The organism is Pseudoalteromonas ostreae (assembly GCF_018069805.1).
GTDB lineage: Bacteria > Pseudomonadota > Gammaproteobacteria > Enterobacterales > Alteromonadaceae > Pseudoalteromonas > Pseudoalteromonas ostreae.
Genome location: NZ_JAGPYN010000022.1, coordinates 25,419 through 43,190, shown reverse-complemented (window position 1 = coordinate 43,190; position 17,772 = coordinate 25,419). Strand labels below are relative to the sequence as shown.

At 40.9% G+C, this 17,772-nt stretch carries 12 protein-coding genes; 6 read left to right on the top strand and 6 right to left on the bottom strand.

Features of this window, described 5'->3' with window-relative positions:
* Positions 1-106: 106 nt before the first annotated feature.
* Positions 107-1,237 carry a hypothetical protein gene (locus tag J7338_RS16235; RefSeq protein WP_210798013.1) on the top strand — a complete coding sequence of 377 codons (1,131 nt, stop codon included), beginning with the start codon at positions 107-109 and terminating at the stop codon, positions 1,235-1,237.
* Between the two features lie 96 nt (positions 1,238-1,333).
* On the opposite strand, the gene J7338_RS16230 is transcribed toward J7338_RS16235, so the two are convergent.
* The 5 genes from J7338_RS16230 to J7338_RS16210 all read right to left on the bottom strand — a co-directional run bounded on the left by J7338_RS16230 (position 1,334) and on the right by J7338_RS16210 (position 8,103).
* Positions 1,334-1,993, bottom strand: a complete 660-nt coding sequence (locus J7338_RS16230; protein ID WP_210798012.1) for a hypothetical protein — start codon at positions 1,991-1,993, stop codon at positions 1,334-1,336.
* A gap of 236 nt (positions 1,994-2,229) precedes the next feature.
* Positions 2,230-2,895, bottom strand: a complete 666-nt coding sequence (locus J7338_RS16225) for a class I SAM-dependent methyltransferase (RefSeq protein ID WP_210798011.1) — start codon at positions 2,893-2,895, stop codon at positions 2,230-2,232.
* A gap of 9 nt (positions 2,896-2,904) precedes the next feature.
* Positions 2,905-6,546 (bottom strand): AAA family ATPase, encoded by a 3,642-nt coding sequence (locus tag J7338_RS16220; RefSeq protein WP_210798010.1) that lies wholly within the window; start codon positions 6,544-6,546, stop codon positions 2,905-2,907.
* Positions 6,543-7,787: an exonuclease SbcCD subunit D C-terminal domain-containing protein gene (locus tag J7338_RS16215; protein ID WP_210798009.1), complete on the bottom strand. Its 1,245-nt coding sequence runs from the start codon at positions 7,785-7,787 to the stop codon at positions 6,543-6,545. The genes J7338_RS16220 and J7338_RS16215 overlap by 4 nt, the downstream gene beginning before the upstream one ends.
* A 76-nt stretch (positions 7,788-7,863) precedes the next feature.
* On the bottom strand, positions 7,864-8,103 hold the full coding sequence (locus J7338_RS16210; RefSeq protein WP_210798008.1) for a hypothetical protein: 240 nt from the start codon (positions 8,101-8,103) through the stop codon (positions 7,864-7,866).
* 676 nt (positions 8,104-8,779) lie between these two features.
* Here J7338_RS16210 and J7338_RS16205 point away from each other — a divergent pair.
* From J7338_RS16205 to J7338_RS16190, 4 genes are all read left to right on the top strand, one after another.
* Positions 8,780-11,221, top strand: a complete 2,442-nt coding sequence (locus J7338_RS16205; RefSeq protein WP_210798007.1) for a M1 family metallopeptidase — start codon at positions 8,780-8,782, stop codon at positions 11,219-11,221.
* Entirely contained in the window at positions 11,221-11,739 is a 519-nt protein-coding gene (locus tag J7338_RS16200) for a DUF6702 family protein (RefSeq protein ID WP_210798006.1), read from the top strand. Before J7338_RS16205 ends, J7338_RS16200 begins: the two co-directional genes overlap by 1 nt.
* A gap of 161 nt (positions 11,740-11,900) precedes the next feature.
* Positions 11,901-12,536, top strand: coding sequence for an HAD family hydrolase (locus tag J7338_RS16195; protein ID WP_210798005.1), 636 nt, complete (start codon positions 11,901-11,903; stop codon positions 12,534-12,536).
* A 167-nt stretch (positions 12,537-12,703) separates the two neighbouring features.
* Entirely contained in the window at positions 12,704-13,429 is a 726-nt protein-coding gene (locus J7338_RS16190; RefSeq protein ID WP_210798004.1) for a YebC/PmpR family DNA-binding transcriptional regulator, read from the top strand.
* A gap of 207 nt (positions 13,430-13,636) precedes the next feature.
* Here J7338_RS16190 and J7338_RS16185 read toward each other — a convergent pair whose 3' ends face one another.
* Entirely contained in the window at positions 13,637-15,814 is a 2,178-nt protein-coding gene (locus J7338_RS16185; protein WP_210798003.1) for a malate synthase G, read from the bottom strand.
* A 256-nt stretch (positions 15,815-16,070) separates the two neighbouring features.
* On the opposite strand from J7338_RS16185, the gene J7338_RS16180 reads away from it, so the two are divergent.
* Positions 16,071-17,672, top strand: coding sequence for an isocitrate lyase (locus J7338_RS16180; protein WP_210798002.1), 1,602 nt, complete (start codon positions 16,071-16,073; stop codon positions 17,670-17,672).
* Positions 17,673-17,772: the final 100 nt, after the last annotated feature.

Genomic DNA, 17,772 nt, shown 5'->3' with positions numbered 1-17,772 from the left:
TTGTGTTATTTTGCTTAATAGAACTATGGTTACTTATTTATTTCGGCTAAGCCTTTTTATCTTACTTACTTGCAGTTTCAATAGCTTTGCTAAATACAGTGAAGCTATGTGCATTTTATATAAACAACAAATGCAACAATACAGCGATAATACTAGTAGCCGTAGTTATCGAAATGCAGCAAAAGATTATAAAAACAACTGCAGTAACCCACCTCCAGCCACTCAAGCGCAACCAGTACCTGTAGTGGTTGCGCCAGAAACTCACGATGACGATAAAGTAAAATCTGTTTTAGAGACGCAAAGCTCGACTGTAAACCCCCTTGACAGTAATCCGTCAGTAGCCAAAAGTGACCCTGTAGAAGTTCAAAGGGAGGCGTCTGTAATTGTCGAAAATGTCGAAAATGTCGAAAGTACGCAAGTTGAGCAAAATAGTAACGCAGTAATTACAGTCGAGCAGCCGCTTGGGCAAAACAATGATGTAGTTGACGTTACACCTGAAGCAGTAATAACAAGCGAACCTGTAACGATAAAGGTAACAGCCCCAGAGCTAGTGCGTACTGAGCCGGTTTCGTTATTAATGCCAAGTTTATTGTTGTTAGTGGTTTTATTATTAGCTGCAATGTTGCTGCTGCGCTTACGGGCTAATAAAAAAGCAGCAGTTGAAACAGCGCCGATAATCCCTATAGCTGATGAAGCTTCAAGTACTGAAGCGGCTGTATCAAAACTAGGCTCAGTACGGGTTGGGGCCGCTGTAAGCGAACCTACAGTTACCCCAAAAAAAGCAGTTATAGCAGAGCAAGCAGTGATTGCAACTTCACAAACTGAAGTGATAAATTCAGACGATGTGAATGTAAAAGTTGAGCTAACGCAGCGGCTTTTTAAAAATGAGCATGATTTTAAAGAACCAGAAGTGCGTATTTTTGATCCTGATGCGCCATTACCTGGTCAAAAGCCACAACAGCTTAAAGAAGCAATACAGCCTGCGACACTAAATGCTGAAGCTGATCTTGCAACTAATTTAGAACCACAACAAACGACTACAGCAGTGCTTAATAGCGAAGCTGTAGCAGATTCAGCTCAGAGCATAGTTAACCCATTTGCTAATTTATCACTTGACCCCAGTTGGGATCCAAATTCAAAAGAAAAACCGACGATAGCTCCGAAAAAAACAGTACCAAAATCAGCCAAATTAATAGCAGCACAAGAGCGCGCAAAACAGTTAAAGACTGACGATTAATTTATCAATAGTCGCTGGAAATAGATTAATTACCCAAAGCCCAGACAATTTTGATCTTAACTCCCTTTACTGCTCGTAATAATCTATTTAGGGCTGTTATTCCCTGCCATAAATCGCTTTGTTTGCATAGCTCAATATTACTATCCGCTTTACTTTTTTAGCTTGTCGCCAACTAAAAAATAAAATCGCAACGGTAATAAACAAACAAATACACACAATCCCCATTAATGAAGATGCATGTTGTAATAAGCTTGTTTGAGTGAGTGACTTTACGTTTTGGGTAGCTAAACTAATTGATTGCATACCTTTTTTTGGTAGGGTAATTTCATAGATATGGTCATTAGGCTGTACTTCTGCACGTTGTAAGTTGCCAGCTGTTTGCCAATATAACTCAAACTGTTGGCGTTTTCCTCGTTGATGCTCAGTACACCATTGTGCATTAATGATGGCGTTTTTTTGAGTTTTGCAGCGCGCTGGTAATTTATAAAAATTGCGCCATGCGGTCTGTTTTGCCGTGTTATTATATGAATGTAGATAAAAGCCAGCAGTTATTGGCGGTTCAATAATGTTCGCTAAACTGTGTTTATTGATTGATGCTGTAATGTTTTCTCTGCGATTACAAAAATCAGCTAACCGAGTGAATAGTGTTGTGTCGGGTTGTTCTAATTGCGGTTGTCTTAAAGGAGAGTAAACTGCAGTTGCACTACATAGCGGGCTTAAACTGAGGGAGATTAACATAAAAATCCATTTTTTCATTAGTTACGTCCTGTAAAAGATGAATGTATAGCCTACCATTATTTTTTGTTATTGCAAACTTTATAGGTACAGATAAATAAGATGATAACCGCTAAAAGCGCATACTTAGCTTAAAAATCGTTGTTAGTTATAAATATTAAAACCGTAAACCAGTGTTGGGTAAACGGTTTTAAAAATTCCTTAATGCATGTCTAAGTAGTAATAGAGCATTGTGAAAGGTAAATTATTCGTTTCGTTTAGCGTTTTTGTGCCACATAACCACTAAAACCAAGTGTTTTAAAATACAACTTGCCACTATTGAAGCCTGTTTCATCAAGTAAATCGGCAAGGCGAATTCTATCCAGTGGGAAAAACTCATGCTCAAAATTATGCTGCATGCGCTCTACCCCTGTTTCCGTTAAGCCTAATTGTTTGCTGAGTATCAATTGGGCATCACGCTCAAACAGTGTTTCTGGACGCATTAAATCGGCTAAATATAATTGCCCATGCACTTTTAGCTGTGTGCTAATTGCTTGCAACATGGCTTTTTTATCGCCGTTATCTGCCACAAAGTGCATCACCAATAAGCATAATGCGGCATCCGCTTGCTGTTTCAGCTCAGATGGCGAGCCTAAGTGAAAAGTAACCCGCTCACTGATCCCAAGTTCAATAAATCGTTGCTTTGCTATATCGAGCATGTCCTGCGAGATATCTTGGGCAGTGAAATGCCATTTAGGCTGCAGGGCTGCAAGTTGTGCTATTTCTTTACCTGTACCAGCGCCTACCACCAAAATATGCGCTTCACCGCCGAGCGTTGCTTGTAGTTGCGCTGCGGTGCTGCTGTGCAGCAATTCATACCCCGGTACTAAACGAGGGATGCGAGAATCATACTGCGTTGCTTCGTCTTGTGTAAATGTTGGCATTACTATTCCTTAAATAATTGTAACAGTCGAATAGCCACCAGGTTTCTTGGCGACATGAACTTGGGTAGCAACCCGTTCTGTCATTTGAGATACATGGGAGATCACGCCCACTTTGCGCCCCTGCGCTTGTAATGAATCAAGTGCATCCATGGCAATGCTTAATGTTTCACTGTCTAACGTACCAAAGCCTTCGTCAATAAACAAAGAGTTAATACTTACTTTATTGGATGACAAAGATGCAAGGCCCAGCGCAAGTGCCAACGAAACTAAAAACGACTCGCCGCCGGATAAGGTATTAACTGAACGTTGCTCATCGGCCATGTCCTTATCAACAATGGCGATATCCAAGGTTTGCTCAATAGCAGTCAGTTCATAGCGTTTGTTTAACGTTCGCAAGTGGCTGTTTGCATAGTGTAATAATATTTTTAGCGTTTGCGTTTGTGCTAAGTTACGCATGGTTTTACCCGTTGCATCACCCAAGACTTTATTAAGTACATGCCATTGCTCGACGTGTTTTTGTAAGGTTGCCAATTCAGTTTGTTTGCCTTGCAGCGCCTGACGGTTTTGATTGTGCTGCTCAAGTACAGTATTGGTTGCAAGCTGTGCTTTGTGCTGCGCAGCTTGCTGATCGTTTAAATTGGCTAACTGTTGAATAAGCTCAGCATGGCTTTGCTTAGGTTTATCGCTGTTTTGATGCTGTAAGTAAGCGTGTTTGTGCTGCTTTAACGCGGCATTTTCATCTATTAAAGCTTGCGCTAATTGTTCATGTTGCTTTAAATGCGTTTTAATTTCATCGCTACTTAGTGTTAGTAAAATTGTGACCTGTTCGTGGCTTGCATCGCTGTAGCGGCTTTTAAATTCAGCAAACCATTGATTATAGCGAGTATCGAGGTCAGCTTGTTCTTGCGCATTTTCAAGTAGCCGTTGCTCGAGGCCTTGCAGCGTTATCGCGTGCTCGTCGCGTTGTTTTATCGCGTTATCGTGCGCTTTTTGGCTGTCCTGAAGCTGTGCTTGGCATTGCTCTTGTTGAGCAGCTAGCTTCGTTTGGTAGTCGTCAGCACTAATGTGTTCATTATTAAATAACGCTAAGCGCTCACATTGTGAGCTGCTATGTTGTTGCTGTGCTTTGGCTAAATCATCATTTAGGTTTTTTAAGATTTGCTCTGCATCATTGATCAGCGGTGTAAACTGCTGCATCTGTTGGTCAGCGCTATCGAGTTGTTTTTGCGCTTGATCAAGCTGCTCTTGGTTGTGCTGATATTGTTTAACTTGCTGGTTTAACACAGTTAAATCAAGCGTATTATTTTGCAGTTGTTGCCAAAATTGAGCCTCTTGAAATTGTGAATCAAGGGTCGCTGTTAGCTCATTAATTTGTGTGCTTAGCTCACTTAGCTTGCTATTGAGCTGGCTTTGTTGATTGCTTAGTTCAAGGTGGCGTGTATGTAACTGTTGTTGAGCTTGCTGCTCATTTTTAAAGGTACTTTGCAGTTGGTTTACCTGCTCTTGCAAGTTGCGCTGTTGTTTTTGTGTTGCATAATACTGTGTTTTTTGTTCATTGAGCGCAATGTAACTGGCCTCCAATTGCTCTGAGGTTAAGTCATTAAGTTCAGTACGGGCCGCTTGCATGGTCTGTTTTATTTCAAGCTGTTTAGTCTGTGCAGTCTGTACCGCTTGGCTGTGTTGTGTGTGTTCAGCAACGAGCACTGCATGCTGAGTTTGATGCGAGTGAAGCTCTGCTAGGGCATTTTCGTAGTGCTGTTTTGCAGTTTTATAGTCATTTTCAAAAGCAGCGATTAAGTTAGTTAATTGCTGATCTGCGAATGGGTGTTCGGTTGCCCCACATACCACACAAGGTTCATTTGGCGTAAGTTGAGCACGTAAATGTTCGACACTTTCGCTGGCACGCAAGCGAGCTTGATTTAGTGCGTATTCACTGTGTTTAAGCGTTTGTTCTCGCATTACAAGGTTCTGGGTTAGCGTTGTTTGTGTTTGCTCGCCCTGACTTAGCTTGGTTGCAATAACACTTTGTTGTTGCGTGCTTTGCTTTAGCTCTTGATTAAACTGTTTGTAACGCTCGCGTTGCTCTTTTAAGTAATCGATACTTTTAAGTTTGGCATCACATTGCTCAATATTAAACTGACCGTGTTGCTTGTTGAGTTGATCAAGTTTTTGTTGTTCGCTTAAAAGCGTTTGTTCGCTTAGCGTCAGTTTTTTAGTTTGTGTTTCCAGCTGCTCGTTTTGCCGTATAAGCTCAGCTGCTAACTGTGTACTTTGCTCAGTCATTGTTGCAAATTGCTGCTTAGCGTGCAAAAACTGATTAAAGCTATGCTGATAGTAATTCCAATCACTCGCTAGTTGCTTAAGTTGACTGTGCTGGTTCAGCCATTGCAGATGTTGCTCGGAATGTTTTTTTGCTTGTTGATGACTTGCTTGGCTTTGTTTAAATTGCTGCTGTAAATGAGTAAGTTGTTTTTGCTCTTTTTCATTTTGCCTTGTAATGCTGGTTATTGTTTGTGTTTGCATCGCAAGTTGATTGTCGAGCTCACGCGCTTTAGCAATGATTGGTTCTGCGCTTTTTTGTTGTTGTTTCGCTGTTTGCAAGCTCTTGTTGTGCTTTTCAAGTGCGCTGGCAAGATCAGTAATGAGTGCCGCGTGATCGATACTCTTTAAATCATTTACCTTGGTATTTAATTCATTATTTTGCGCCGTTAAGCTTTTAAAACGATTGCGATTGTCTTTAATTTCCAGTGCACTTTGCGCTTGTTTAGCCTGTTCACTTTGTGTTGCAATGGCTTTAAGCGCTGTACTGGCTTGTTGTTGATTTTGTTGTGCTAGATTCAGTGCTTGCTCTAAGTTATTGGCTTGCTTATACCAGTTTATATCCTGCTCGATGCCAGCTAAGGTGTTTGTAGTATCTTCAATTTGCTGTTTTAAATCATCAAGTAGTTGAGTTTTCGCGGCAAGTTCTTCGTCAGTGAGTAAGGTATAACTGGCTAAACTGGCTTTGAGCAATTCGAGTTTATTTAGCTGTTCTTTATGGCGCTCAAAAATACGTTTACCAATCAAGCTAAATTTATCTGTGCCAGTTAAGCATTCTAAAAGCTGAGCTCGTTCATCACCCGTGGCCTTTAAAAATGCCGCAAACTCATGTTGCGCTAGTAATACCGCCCGCGAGAATTGTTCAAAGTTGAGCCCTATTTTACTTTCGACTTCTTTTATGGTGTTGCTTTTATCAGCTATTAGCGTTTCGTCTGGCAAAGTATAGAGGCTGTGCTCTGCTACTTTTAACTTGCCAGTTACTTTTTTATGAGTTCGTTGAATGGTATAGCGCGTGCGATAGAGCTGTTTATCTTGGCCTAAAAAATCGACCTCGGCAAAACCTTCCCATTTTCCTTTACGTAATAAGTTACGTGGATCATTTAACTTTATACTGTCGCCATTAAAATCTATTAAGTTACCTTTATCACCTCTCAAACGAGCTGTTTTAGTATAAAGAGCTAAGCAAATCGCATCTAAAAAAGTACTTTTTCCTGCACCGGTGTCGCCCGTTATGGCAAATAAACCAGCATCTCTTAACGGTGCTTTGGTAAAGTCGATTTCGGCGTCAACAATCGAGGCTAAGTTATGGATGCGCACTGCGGTTATTTTCATAGTTGTTCTTGCTCCGCAAGTTCGCTTATTACATCGTTTAAAAGGGTTTTTAGCTCATCCGGGACAGCTTGCCCCGTCATATCTTTGTTATTGGCAAATGCTTGCTCTAATAACATTTGCGGGTTGAGCATTTCAACTTGGCTTAAATCTTCAAATACAGTTAAACGCTGCTCTTTATTTTGCTGACGAACGCGCTCGATGCCGCAAAAGCGCACATCTTTGTTGTCTAGCGCTTTTTCAATTTGCTCTCGAAAAGTTGTATCGGTATCCCCCGCACTGAGCTTTACTCTTAGATAGGGAGCTTGGCTATTTTGGCTTAGGTCTAGGCTCGATAGTTGTTGGCATAATTGTTCAAGAGGTACGCACTCTCCTTCAGGTAATAAAATCACTTCTGCTGGGCGAGGAATGTAAAGGGGGTTTACAGTCACTGCAATCGTATCATCAGTGCTGGTTGTAAACTCAGCAACACATACTTGGTGTTTATAGTTGCGCTCTGAAAACGACATCGGCATTGGCGTACCGCTATAGCGGATTGTCTCGGACTTTGCGACTATTTGCGCTTTATGCAAATGGCCCAGCGCAACGTAATCAGCATGATTGCTAAACACGTTTGCTGTGACTGATTCTTCTCCGCCAATTATCAAATTTCGCTCAGAATCACTGGAGATATCACCGCCCTTGGCATGTAAGTGCCCCATCACTATCAATGGCGTTGTGGTAGGCTTATCAATGAGCGCATGCTCAATACTTAGCTGGTACGCCTTAGCTATTCCTTGAGCGTAATCGTGACCGTTTTCAGTGTGACAAAGTGAACTAATATCACTGGCACGTAAAAATGGCATTGCAACGATATGAGCTGTTACAGAGTTGCTGTTTAAACGCAGTACCACATCTGCGGGGCTGTTCGAATCAAAACGGCCTACGACCTGAGTATCAAACTGAGCAAGCAGCGGCTGGGCGGCCATTATGCGATTTGCAGAATCATGATTACCGGCAATAAGCACTATTTGTAATGCAGGGCAGTGCTTTTTGGCATCTTTTATAAATTGGTAGAGTTGATTTTCACTGCTAGCAGGCGGGGTAGCTGTGTGATAAATATCACCAGCGACTAACAGCAGATCTATTTGTTGTGTGACGAGCGTGTCTATCAGCCAACTGAAAAACACCTGATGCTCTTGGCAGCGATTGTGTTCGTAAAATTGTTGGCCTAAATGCCAATCGGAGGTATGTAAGACTTTCATGTCACGCTCTTAAGAAACAGTTAAGAGCGTCAATATACCCAAGCTAAATTAAGATGCAAGGGTGCAGGCTGAATCTTTAACTTGTTAGGTTATACCAAGCAAAGGTCACGATGGGTAAAGCTAACAATGCCAGAACTAATGGTATTTTTAGTGCTTTGGCTTGTTTGGCCTGTAGTACTTTTAACGCATTCGTTTCGTTACAGGCAGCTACTTTATCGATATAAAAATAACCCGAATTTAAATACTGTTTACAACTTTGTTCATCTGCTGGAATTGCAATTACTTCTTGTTGTTTTTTTAGGATATAAAAATCCATATGCCCACCGCATTTTACTAGTATGTTGAAACACTTTTGAGGAGAAAAGCGACGCTTTTAACTCCCTCAAATCAAAAAAGTGGGCGATTTTAAATACAAATGACTATAAAGGTCAACTAAAGAATTCATTATTTAGTCATTAATACAAAAATAGCCGAAATTAAGCTAAAAGTTATGCTTATAACCACCAAACTACTGCATAAAACAAGCCACTTTTACATTTTTAATTTTGTTTTTGAAAGCGATTGCATGCGTCGTTTTTATCGCAAGCCACGACTATTTCAACAAACTCAAAGCCACAGTTTTAATACTTATTTAGTTGCTCAGTTTATGCTGGAATTGCCGCAACCTAGATCTTTTTTGCAATGTAAAGTTTCATAGTAACCCTCGTATATAGTTAACTTACTCAGCACTATGGTTAAGAGGTTCATTATCCATAGTTTAGGTTACATGTTCACTAACTGTAAAGCTAACTGTAATAGAATAGCATTAATTAAGTCTGAATTTCGTACAAAAGTTGCTGTAAACCCCCTTTACAATGATTGCCGTGTTGTTAATGACAGTATTTAAGAATTAGTTATTTTTACCCCATAAATGCGGCGGTTTATCGCTATTTTATTGAATATGTCCCACAGTTTTGACAAAGTATGCTTACGAAAAATTAACAGGATTAATTATGAAGAAAGCAGTTGTAACTTTAGGGGCTATATTTTTACCGTTAGCTTTCTCAAGTACTGTTATGGCTTCTGCAGTTGAGCAAACAAAAGGCAGTTATGTTGATAAGTTTCGCCAACTTGATGAAGTGCTGCCTACACCGAATGTTTATCGCAGTGCAGCAGGTGAACCTGGTGAAAAATACTGGCAGCAGCATGTTAATTACGACATCGATGCAAAGCTTGATGAAAAAGCACGTCGCTTAACTGCAAGTCAAACCATAGAGTATAAAAATAATTCACCGCACACACTCAAGTATTTATGGTTGCAACTCGATCAAAATATTTTTAAAAGCGACTCTATTGCAGAACGTACTGCTACATTTAACGGCTCTGCCCTACAGGGAGATCCACAACCAAAAGCAACTAAATTAAGTTTAAGCCAGCTACGTCGTCAACAATTTATGAGTGACAATGAACTTGGCTTTACGATTGCTAATATTAAAGATGATAACGGTAAAGAATTAAAAGTCACCGTTGTTGATACGCTAATGCGTATTGACTTAAATGAACCACTGAAACCAGGTAAAGACACCGAATTCAGTATGGACTTTGCTTTTAACATCGTAGAAGAAGATGCCGTTGGCGCTCGTTCTGGTTATGAGCACTTTGAAAAAGATGGCAACGATATATTCTTACTTGCTCAATGGTTTCCGCGTCTAGCTGCTTATACAGATTACGAAGCATGGACTAATAAAGCCTTCTTAGGCAGTGGTGAGTTTACGCTAGAATTTGGTGACTATGATGTTGAGATCACGGTTCCTGCCGATCATATCGTTTCAGCAACAGGTAAGCTTGATAATGCTAGTAGTGTGCTGACCCGTACTCAGCGAAACCGTTTAGAACAGGCCAAAAATACAAAGCGTCCAGTATTTATCGTTACTGAAGATGAAGCCTTAGAAAATGAAAAAGAAGGCACAGACAAGACCAAAACATGGCACTTTAAAGCTGAAAATGTGCGTGACTTTGCATGGGCGTCTTCGCGTAAATTTATGTGGGATGCAAAAGGTTACCAACAAGGCGGTAATGATCAGCCATTAGTGATGGCTATGTCATTTTTCCCCAAAGAAGGTGGCGATCTATGGAAGAAGTATTCGACCGAAGCAATCGTGCATACAATGGAAGTTTATTCGCGCTTTTCATTTGATTATCCATACCCTGTTGCGCAGTCAGTCAATGGTCCTGTAGGCGGTATGGAATACCCAATGATCACCTTTAATGGCCCACGAACTGAGTTACAGGATGACGGTTCGCGTACTTATTCACAAGCTGAAAAGCGCTTTTTAATTGGCGTGGTGATCCACGAGGTTGGTCATATTTACTTTCCTATGGTGGTGAACTCAGACGAGCGCCAATGGACTTGGATGGATGAAGGTTTAAACAGCTTTTTAGATGGTGTTGCTGGGCGTGAATGGGATCCAACTATTCCATGGGGGGTTGAACCACGTGACGTTGTTGCCTACATGAAGTCTGAAAATCAAGTGCCGGTAATGACTCAGTCAGACAGCGTACTGCGTTTAGGGCCTAATGCTTATACCAAACCTGCGGCCGCATTGAATATTTTGCGTGAAGTGATTTTAGGCCGTGAGCTGTTTGATTTTGCGTTTAAAGAGTACGCCCAGCGTTGGAAGTACAAGCGCCCTACCCCTGCTGATTTTTTCCGTACCATGGAAGAAGCATCAGGTGTTGATTTAGATTGGTTCTGGCGTGGCTGGTTCTATAGCACTGATCATGTTGATATCTCGCTCGATAAAGTCTATCAATTACGTTTAGATACCAAAAACCCTGATATAGATTTTAATCGCCTACGTGATATTGAAGCGGCTAAACCTATGCCACTATTTGTTAAACGCAATAAGGCTGAAGCTAAAAAGCTATGGGTTGAAGAAAACTCCGACGTAACTGATTTCTACGATGAAAACGACCGCTTCACTGTTACTAACAAAGAGCGCAACTCGTATAATAAATTCTTAAAAGGCTTAGAGCCATGGGAGCGTAAAGTACTCGATCGCGCAGTTGCAGAAGATAAAAACTATTACGTGCTTGAATTTTCGAATTTAGGTGGCCTAGTAATGCCAATTTTACTTGAGCTTAGCTATGAAGATGGTACTAAAGAAGATCGTATGATCCCTGCCGAAATTTGGCGTCGCAACCACAAACATGTGCAAAAACTTATTATTACTGATAAGAACAAGCCTTTGGTATCAGTAACGGTTGATCCTCGTTGGGAAACTGCGGACGTAGATGTTGAAAATAATAACTACCCTCGTCGTATTATCCCTTCACGTATTGAAGTGTATAAAAAAGAGCAAAGTAAAGCCAAAGTCAGCCGCGATATCATGCACGATAGTAAAACTGAGCTAAAAACAGGTGACGAAAAAGACAGCGATAAGGAGCAAGAATAATGCGTTTTATGCTTATTGTTTTTGCTTTTATAGGTGCTATGCCAGCGATGGCGCATCAACTTAAAGCATCAGTAACTACAGTTTTATTTAATAAACGTACTAGTAATATTGAGCTAATGCATCGTTTTTATTTACATGATACCGAGCATGCTGTGGAGCATTTATTTGCCGGTGGTGCAGATATTATTAGTAATAAAGAAGATCAACAACGCTTTGTAGATTACATAGAATCACATGTTGCTTTACAAACACTCGGCGGTGAGCCGCTAGTGCTAAAGGATGTGGGTGCGCAAGTTGATGGTAAGTTTTTTTGGGTTTACCAAGAAGCGCCAATCCCTAAGGACATTAAAGGGATCCGCATGAGTCACGGTGCGCTGCGTGATTTATGGCCTGCGCAAGTGAATATGGTTAATGTTGAAGGTAAAGGCAAAGTGAAAACATTGCACTTTACCCAAGATGACACTTGGCTAGAAGCGCGCTTTGAACCAGCTAATACTGGGGTAGAGCAAACAAAGTAGGCAAATTTAAAAGCCCCCCAACCGACGCGTACAGTAGTTTTGTGCGCGTTTTTTATTAATTTTTATATTAAATACGAATATGTCCCTTTTCATATCTAATTGCGTAAACTATCTTAAAGTAAGTAATTTGGATGAAAATCAAATCATATACAAGGAGTGGTATGAATACGTATCAAAGTACAGTAGCTGGGGTTATTTTTGATTTAGATGGCACCTTAGTATCATCTGAACTTGATTTTACTCTCATCAAAGCTCAAGTCGGTTGCCCAGACGAGCATGATCTACTTAGTTTTATTGAGGGGCTTCCTTCGCCTTATATGCGTGAGGAAGCAATGAATATTGTCCATCAGCATGAGCTTATTGATGCTCAACATGCAACGTTGTTACCCGGTGTAGCGCACGCTATCGCGCGTTTAAAAGAGCAAGCAATACCAATGGCAATCGTGACACGTAATTACGACCGCGCTACTACGTTGAAACTAAAAAATAACCCGTTACCAATTCAAACTGTGCTCACGCGAAGTGATGCGCCCCCTAAACCAGATCCGAGTGCTTTGAATGCAATCGCAACATTATGGGGAATAGATCAGCAACACATACTTTATGTTGGTGATTACCTTTATGATATTCAGGCTGCTCATAATGCCAATATGCGTGCCTGTTTATATGCACCAAGTGATGTTCCTGCATATGCAGATCAAGCGGATTATATTCTGCATCATTTTTCTGAATTGCCTAAGTTAATAAATAATTTAGGACAAACACAACAATCTCGACTTTCAAATGCTTCCGTTTAGCTGACTTTGTTGTGTTATGTTAAATAGCGTGTTGTTTAACTTTTATAAATGTTAGTGCTGTAAAATGGAATGTCATTATTGTGATTTTGCAGCCATTTAATCACTAGCCCAATACAGTGCGAATTGTTAAAATGTCGCCAATATCGAGTTTCCAATAGAGGCATAAGATGGGCAGAGCATTTGAAGTACGTAAAAGCTCCATGGCGAAAACAGCCAATGCTAAAACCAAAGTTAATTCTAAATACGGTAAAGAAATTTACGTAGCAGCAAAAAATGGTGAACCTGATCCAGAAGTAAACCAGTCGCTAAAACGCTTAATCGAACGTGCAAAGCGAGATCAAGTACCAGCACATGTTATCGAAAAAGCGATAGAAAAAGCTGCTGGCGGAGCTGGTGAAGATTATGCAACAGCCCGTTACGAAGGCTATGGCCCAGGTAATTGTATGGTGATTGTTGACTGTTTAACAGATAACCCAAATCGTACTATTAAAGATGTTCGCTTACCGTTCACTAAAACTGACTCAAAAATAGGTACGCCAGGCTGTGTAGCTCATATGTTTGATCATTTGGCTGTACTTGGCTTTAGTGGTGACGATGATGAAGTGATACTTGAAGCATTAATGATGGCTGATGTTGATGTAACCGATGTTGAAGTTGAAGACGGCAAAGTATCGGTTTTTGCTCCCCATACCGAATATTACAAAGCCAAAACAGCATTAGAAGAGGCGTTTGAAGGTATTAATTTTGAAGTTGACGAAATTACCTTTGTGCCACAAGTACATATAGAAATTACTGATGCCGATGTTATCGCTAATTTTGATAAATTTATTGCAATGTTGGAAGATTGTGACGACGTACAAAACGTTTATCATAACGCCATTGTAGTAAATTAGGCTGAAGCTATAAAGTTAACGAGAGTACAGTTAGTAGTCTCGAGATGATATAAAGCGCATTTCATTGCTGGAATGTGCTTTTTTGTTGGTAATAGCTTATTTTTCTGAATGCTGGTTATTCAGGAGAATTATGGCTAAAGGATAATTTAAGCAAAAAAAAACCAGCCCAAGGGCTGGCAATATGACACTAACAAACTCGAAGGGGAGTTATTGTTGCGCTTTGTATTTTATACGAAACGCATGCAATAATGGTTCAGTATAACCACTGGGTTGTTTAACTCCTTCTAATACAAGGGCTAATGCCGCTTGATATGCAATACTTTGTGCTAAGCTTTGCACTGAATCAGCCATATTAACATAAGCCGGATCCCCTTCATTTTGGCCATCCACTACTTTTGCCATTTTCGCCATAGTCGTTGCTATTTGTGCCTGCGTGCATACCCCATGCTGCAACCAGTTAGCCATATGTTGGCTTGAAATACGCAGTGTAGCCCTATCTTCCATTAATCCTATATGGTTAATGTCAGGCACTTTAGAACAGCCTACACCTTGATCAATCCAACGTACAACATAACCTAAAATACCTTGAGCATTGTTATCCAGCTCTGCCTGAATATCTTCTTTGCTCAAACAATTAGGATCAACCATCAAAGGCGGAGTTAATAGTTCTGTTAAACTAGCGTGTTGACGCTGGGCAATCGCTTTTTGACAGGCAAACACATCAACATAATGATAGTGCATAGCATGTAAGGTGGCTGCAGTAGGGGAGGGCACCCAAGCAGTATTAGCACCTGATTGCGGATGGGCAATTTTTTGCTCCATCATCAATGCCATTTTATCGGGCATTGGCCACATACCTTTGCCTATTTGTGCGCGACCACTTAACCCAGTTTGTAAACCAATATCGACATTTCTGTCTTCATAAGCATTGATCCAAGCTTGTTGCTTAATGGCTGCTTTTGGTAATACTACACCTGCTTGCATTGAGGTATGAATTTCATCACCTGTACGGTCTAAAAAGCCAGTATTGATAAATACCACACGTTGTTTAGCAGCATTAATACAGGCTTTTAGGTTCACCGATGTACGGCGCTCTTCATCCATAATGCCCATTTTGATGGTGTTTTTCGGTAACTGTAAAAGCTGTTCAATACGACTAAATAATGTATTGGTAAAAGCAACTTCTTCAGGACCATGCATTTTCGGTTTGACAATATTGATACTGGCTGCAGTTGAATTTTTTACCGGGCTATTGCCATTTAAGTCATGCAGTGCGGCAGTGACCGTGATCATGGCATCCATGATACCTTCAAATACGTCGCGGCCTTGGCTATCTTGAATCGCAGGGTTTGTCATTAAATGGCCAACATTACGCACAAACATCATACTACGCCCTTTTAGACTTAGCGGTTTGCCATCAATACCTGAATAACTGCGGTCTTTGGCGAGTGTACGCTCAATCGTTTTGCCACCTTTTGTGAATGACTCAGCGAGCGTGCCTTTCATTAAACCTAACCAATTTTGATAAACTTGCACTTTGTCTTCGCCATCAACGGCGGCAACGGAGTCTTCACAATCCATGATGGTGGTAAGTGCAGCTTCGAGAACGACGTCTTTTAAGCCCGCTTTGTCGGCTGCACCAATGCTATGATTATGATCTATTTGTAACTCTATATGGAGGCCATGACTGAGTAATAAAATTGCACTGGGATTTTGTGCTTCACCTTGAAAGCCAACAAGTTGCGCTGGTTGTTTTAAGGTGGTTTGTGAGCTATCACGTAGGGTAATAATAAGTTGCCCGTTCACTACAGAGTAGTTAGTGCTTTCAATATGTGAGCCATTTTCAAGTGGTAACGCTTTATCTAAAAACTGCCTTGCGTAGGCCATTACTTTAAAACCGCGAACCGGATTATATGTACTGCCTTTTTCCGCACCATCTTCTTCACTAAGTACATCAGTACCGTATAAGGCATCGTATAACGACCCCCAGCGTGCGTTAGCGGCATTAAGTGCAAAGCGTGCATTACTTACTGGCACAACCAGCTGAGGGCCAGCTGTGCGGGCTATTTCAGGCTCAACATTTTCTGTCTCAATGCAAAAATTATCGGGCTCAGGAACTAAATAACCAATGTCAGTTAAAAACTGTTGGTATTGTGCTGCATCCCAGTGTTTGTGGGCAACGTGATAGCTATCAATCTGGTGTTGTAGGTCTTCACGCTTAATAAGCAGCTGACGGTTAATAGGGCTTAAATCATCAATAATTTCAGCAAATCCTTGCCAAAAGTGTTGTTCGCTAATACCTGTACCGGGTAGCAGTTGCTGGTTAACAAAATTGGCTAATTGGTTATCTACGGTTAATCCAAATTGGCTGTGAGAGAGTGTCATAATCGATATCCTTTTAAACGGTCGCGGTGCAATTGACTGCATGTAGCAATCTTTTGTTAACCATAACCTAAAAATACGCAATAGGTGTTCTTTTAGCCATTCACTAAATATATAGCCAGCATAACAACTATAAATTTACTAAATCAAACAAATCGGCCTAATGTTGATTTAAGCGCTACGGAGCATTAACTCCTAAGCCTCTCACACAACCATATAAATAAAATTTAGTTTTAACCCGTTCAGAGGATTTTTTATTATGACTACTTATCAACGTGAAACCGATACTTTAGCTACACTTTGTCAAGCACAAGGTAAAACATGGCAAGCAATTAGTCCTGAATATGCAAGCCGTATGCGTTTACAAAATCGTTTTCGTACGGGATTAGATATCGCCCAGTTTACAGCTGACATTATGCGTGAAGACATGGCTGCATATGATGCTGATACCAGCCAATACACACAATCGCTTGGTTGCTGGCATGGTTTTACTGCCCAACAAATGATGATGGCGATTAAACGTCACCAAAAAACCACTAAGCGTAGCTACGTATACCTAAGCGGTTGGATGGTTGCTGCACTGCGCTCAGAGTTCGGCCCACTGCCGGATCAAAGTATGCACGAAAAAACCTCAGTACCGGCGTTGATTGAAGAAATTTATACTTTCCTAAAACAAGCTGATGCCCGTGAACTTGACCATTTATTTAAAGACTTAGATAACGCCAAAGCAACTGGTGGTGATGTACAAGCGGTACTTGATAAAATAGATAACTTTGAAAGTCATGTGGTGCCGATCATCGCAGATATTGATGCTGGTTTTGGTAATGAAGAAGCAACCTATCTACTCGCTAAAAAAATGATTGAAGCGGGGGCATGTGCTATCCAAATCGAAAACCAAGTTTCAGACGCGAAGCAATGTGGTCACCAAGCCGGTAAAGTAACTGTGCCACACGAAGACTTTTTAGCAAAAATTAACGCCGTGCGTTATGCTTTTTTAGAACTGGGTATTGATAACGGTATTATTGTCGCACGTACTGACTCACTTGGTGCTAGCTTGACCCAAAAAGTGCCAGTATCACAAACACCTGGCGACCTCGCTAGTCAGTACAATGCGTTTTTAGAAACCACACCAATTAACGGTGTTGAAGATTTAAATGAAGGTGATACGGCAATGAAGCTGAACGGCCAATTATGTAAGCCGACTCGCCTTGATAATGGTTTATACCAATTCCGCGAAGGCACAGAAAAAGACCGTGTTGTACTAGATTGTATTACCAGCTTGCAGTCGGGTGCTGATTTACTGTGGATTGAAACTGAAAAACCACATGTAAAACAAATTGCTGAACTGGTTAATCGGGTTAAAGAGCAAGTTCCTGACGCTAAACTGGTTTATAACAATTCACCTTCGTTCAACTGGACATTGAAATTCCGCGAACAAGTTTATCAACAGTGGTTAGACGAAGGCAAAGACCTATCTGCTTATCCAAGTATTGATGATAATAAGGCGCTAATGGCACCAGAGATGGATGAAACTGAACTTGCAGTCGCAGCTGATGAGTTAGTACAAAACTTCCAACGTGATGGGGCACGCGAAGCTGGTATTTTCCACCACTTAATTACGCTACCGACCTATCACACGGCTGCATTGAGCACTGATATTCTGTCAGAAGGCTACTTTGGTGATTTAGGTATGCTAGCTTATGTACGTGATGTGCAGCGTCAAGAAATTCGCCGCGAACAAGCATCCGTTAAGCATCAAGATTTAGCCGGTTCTAACATGGGAGATACCCATAAAGAGTACTTCTCAGGTGAGAATGCGCTTAAAGCTGGCGGCGAAGCAAACACTATGAACCAGTTCTAACATAACAGTCCAACTCAATAATATTACAAAGGGCCGCAAGGCCCTTTTTTTGATGCTAGCAATTACAGAGGATATACAGCATCAAACATACTAACTTTGC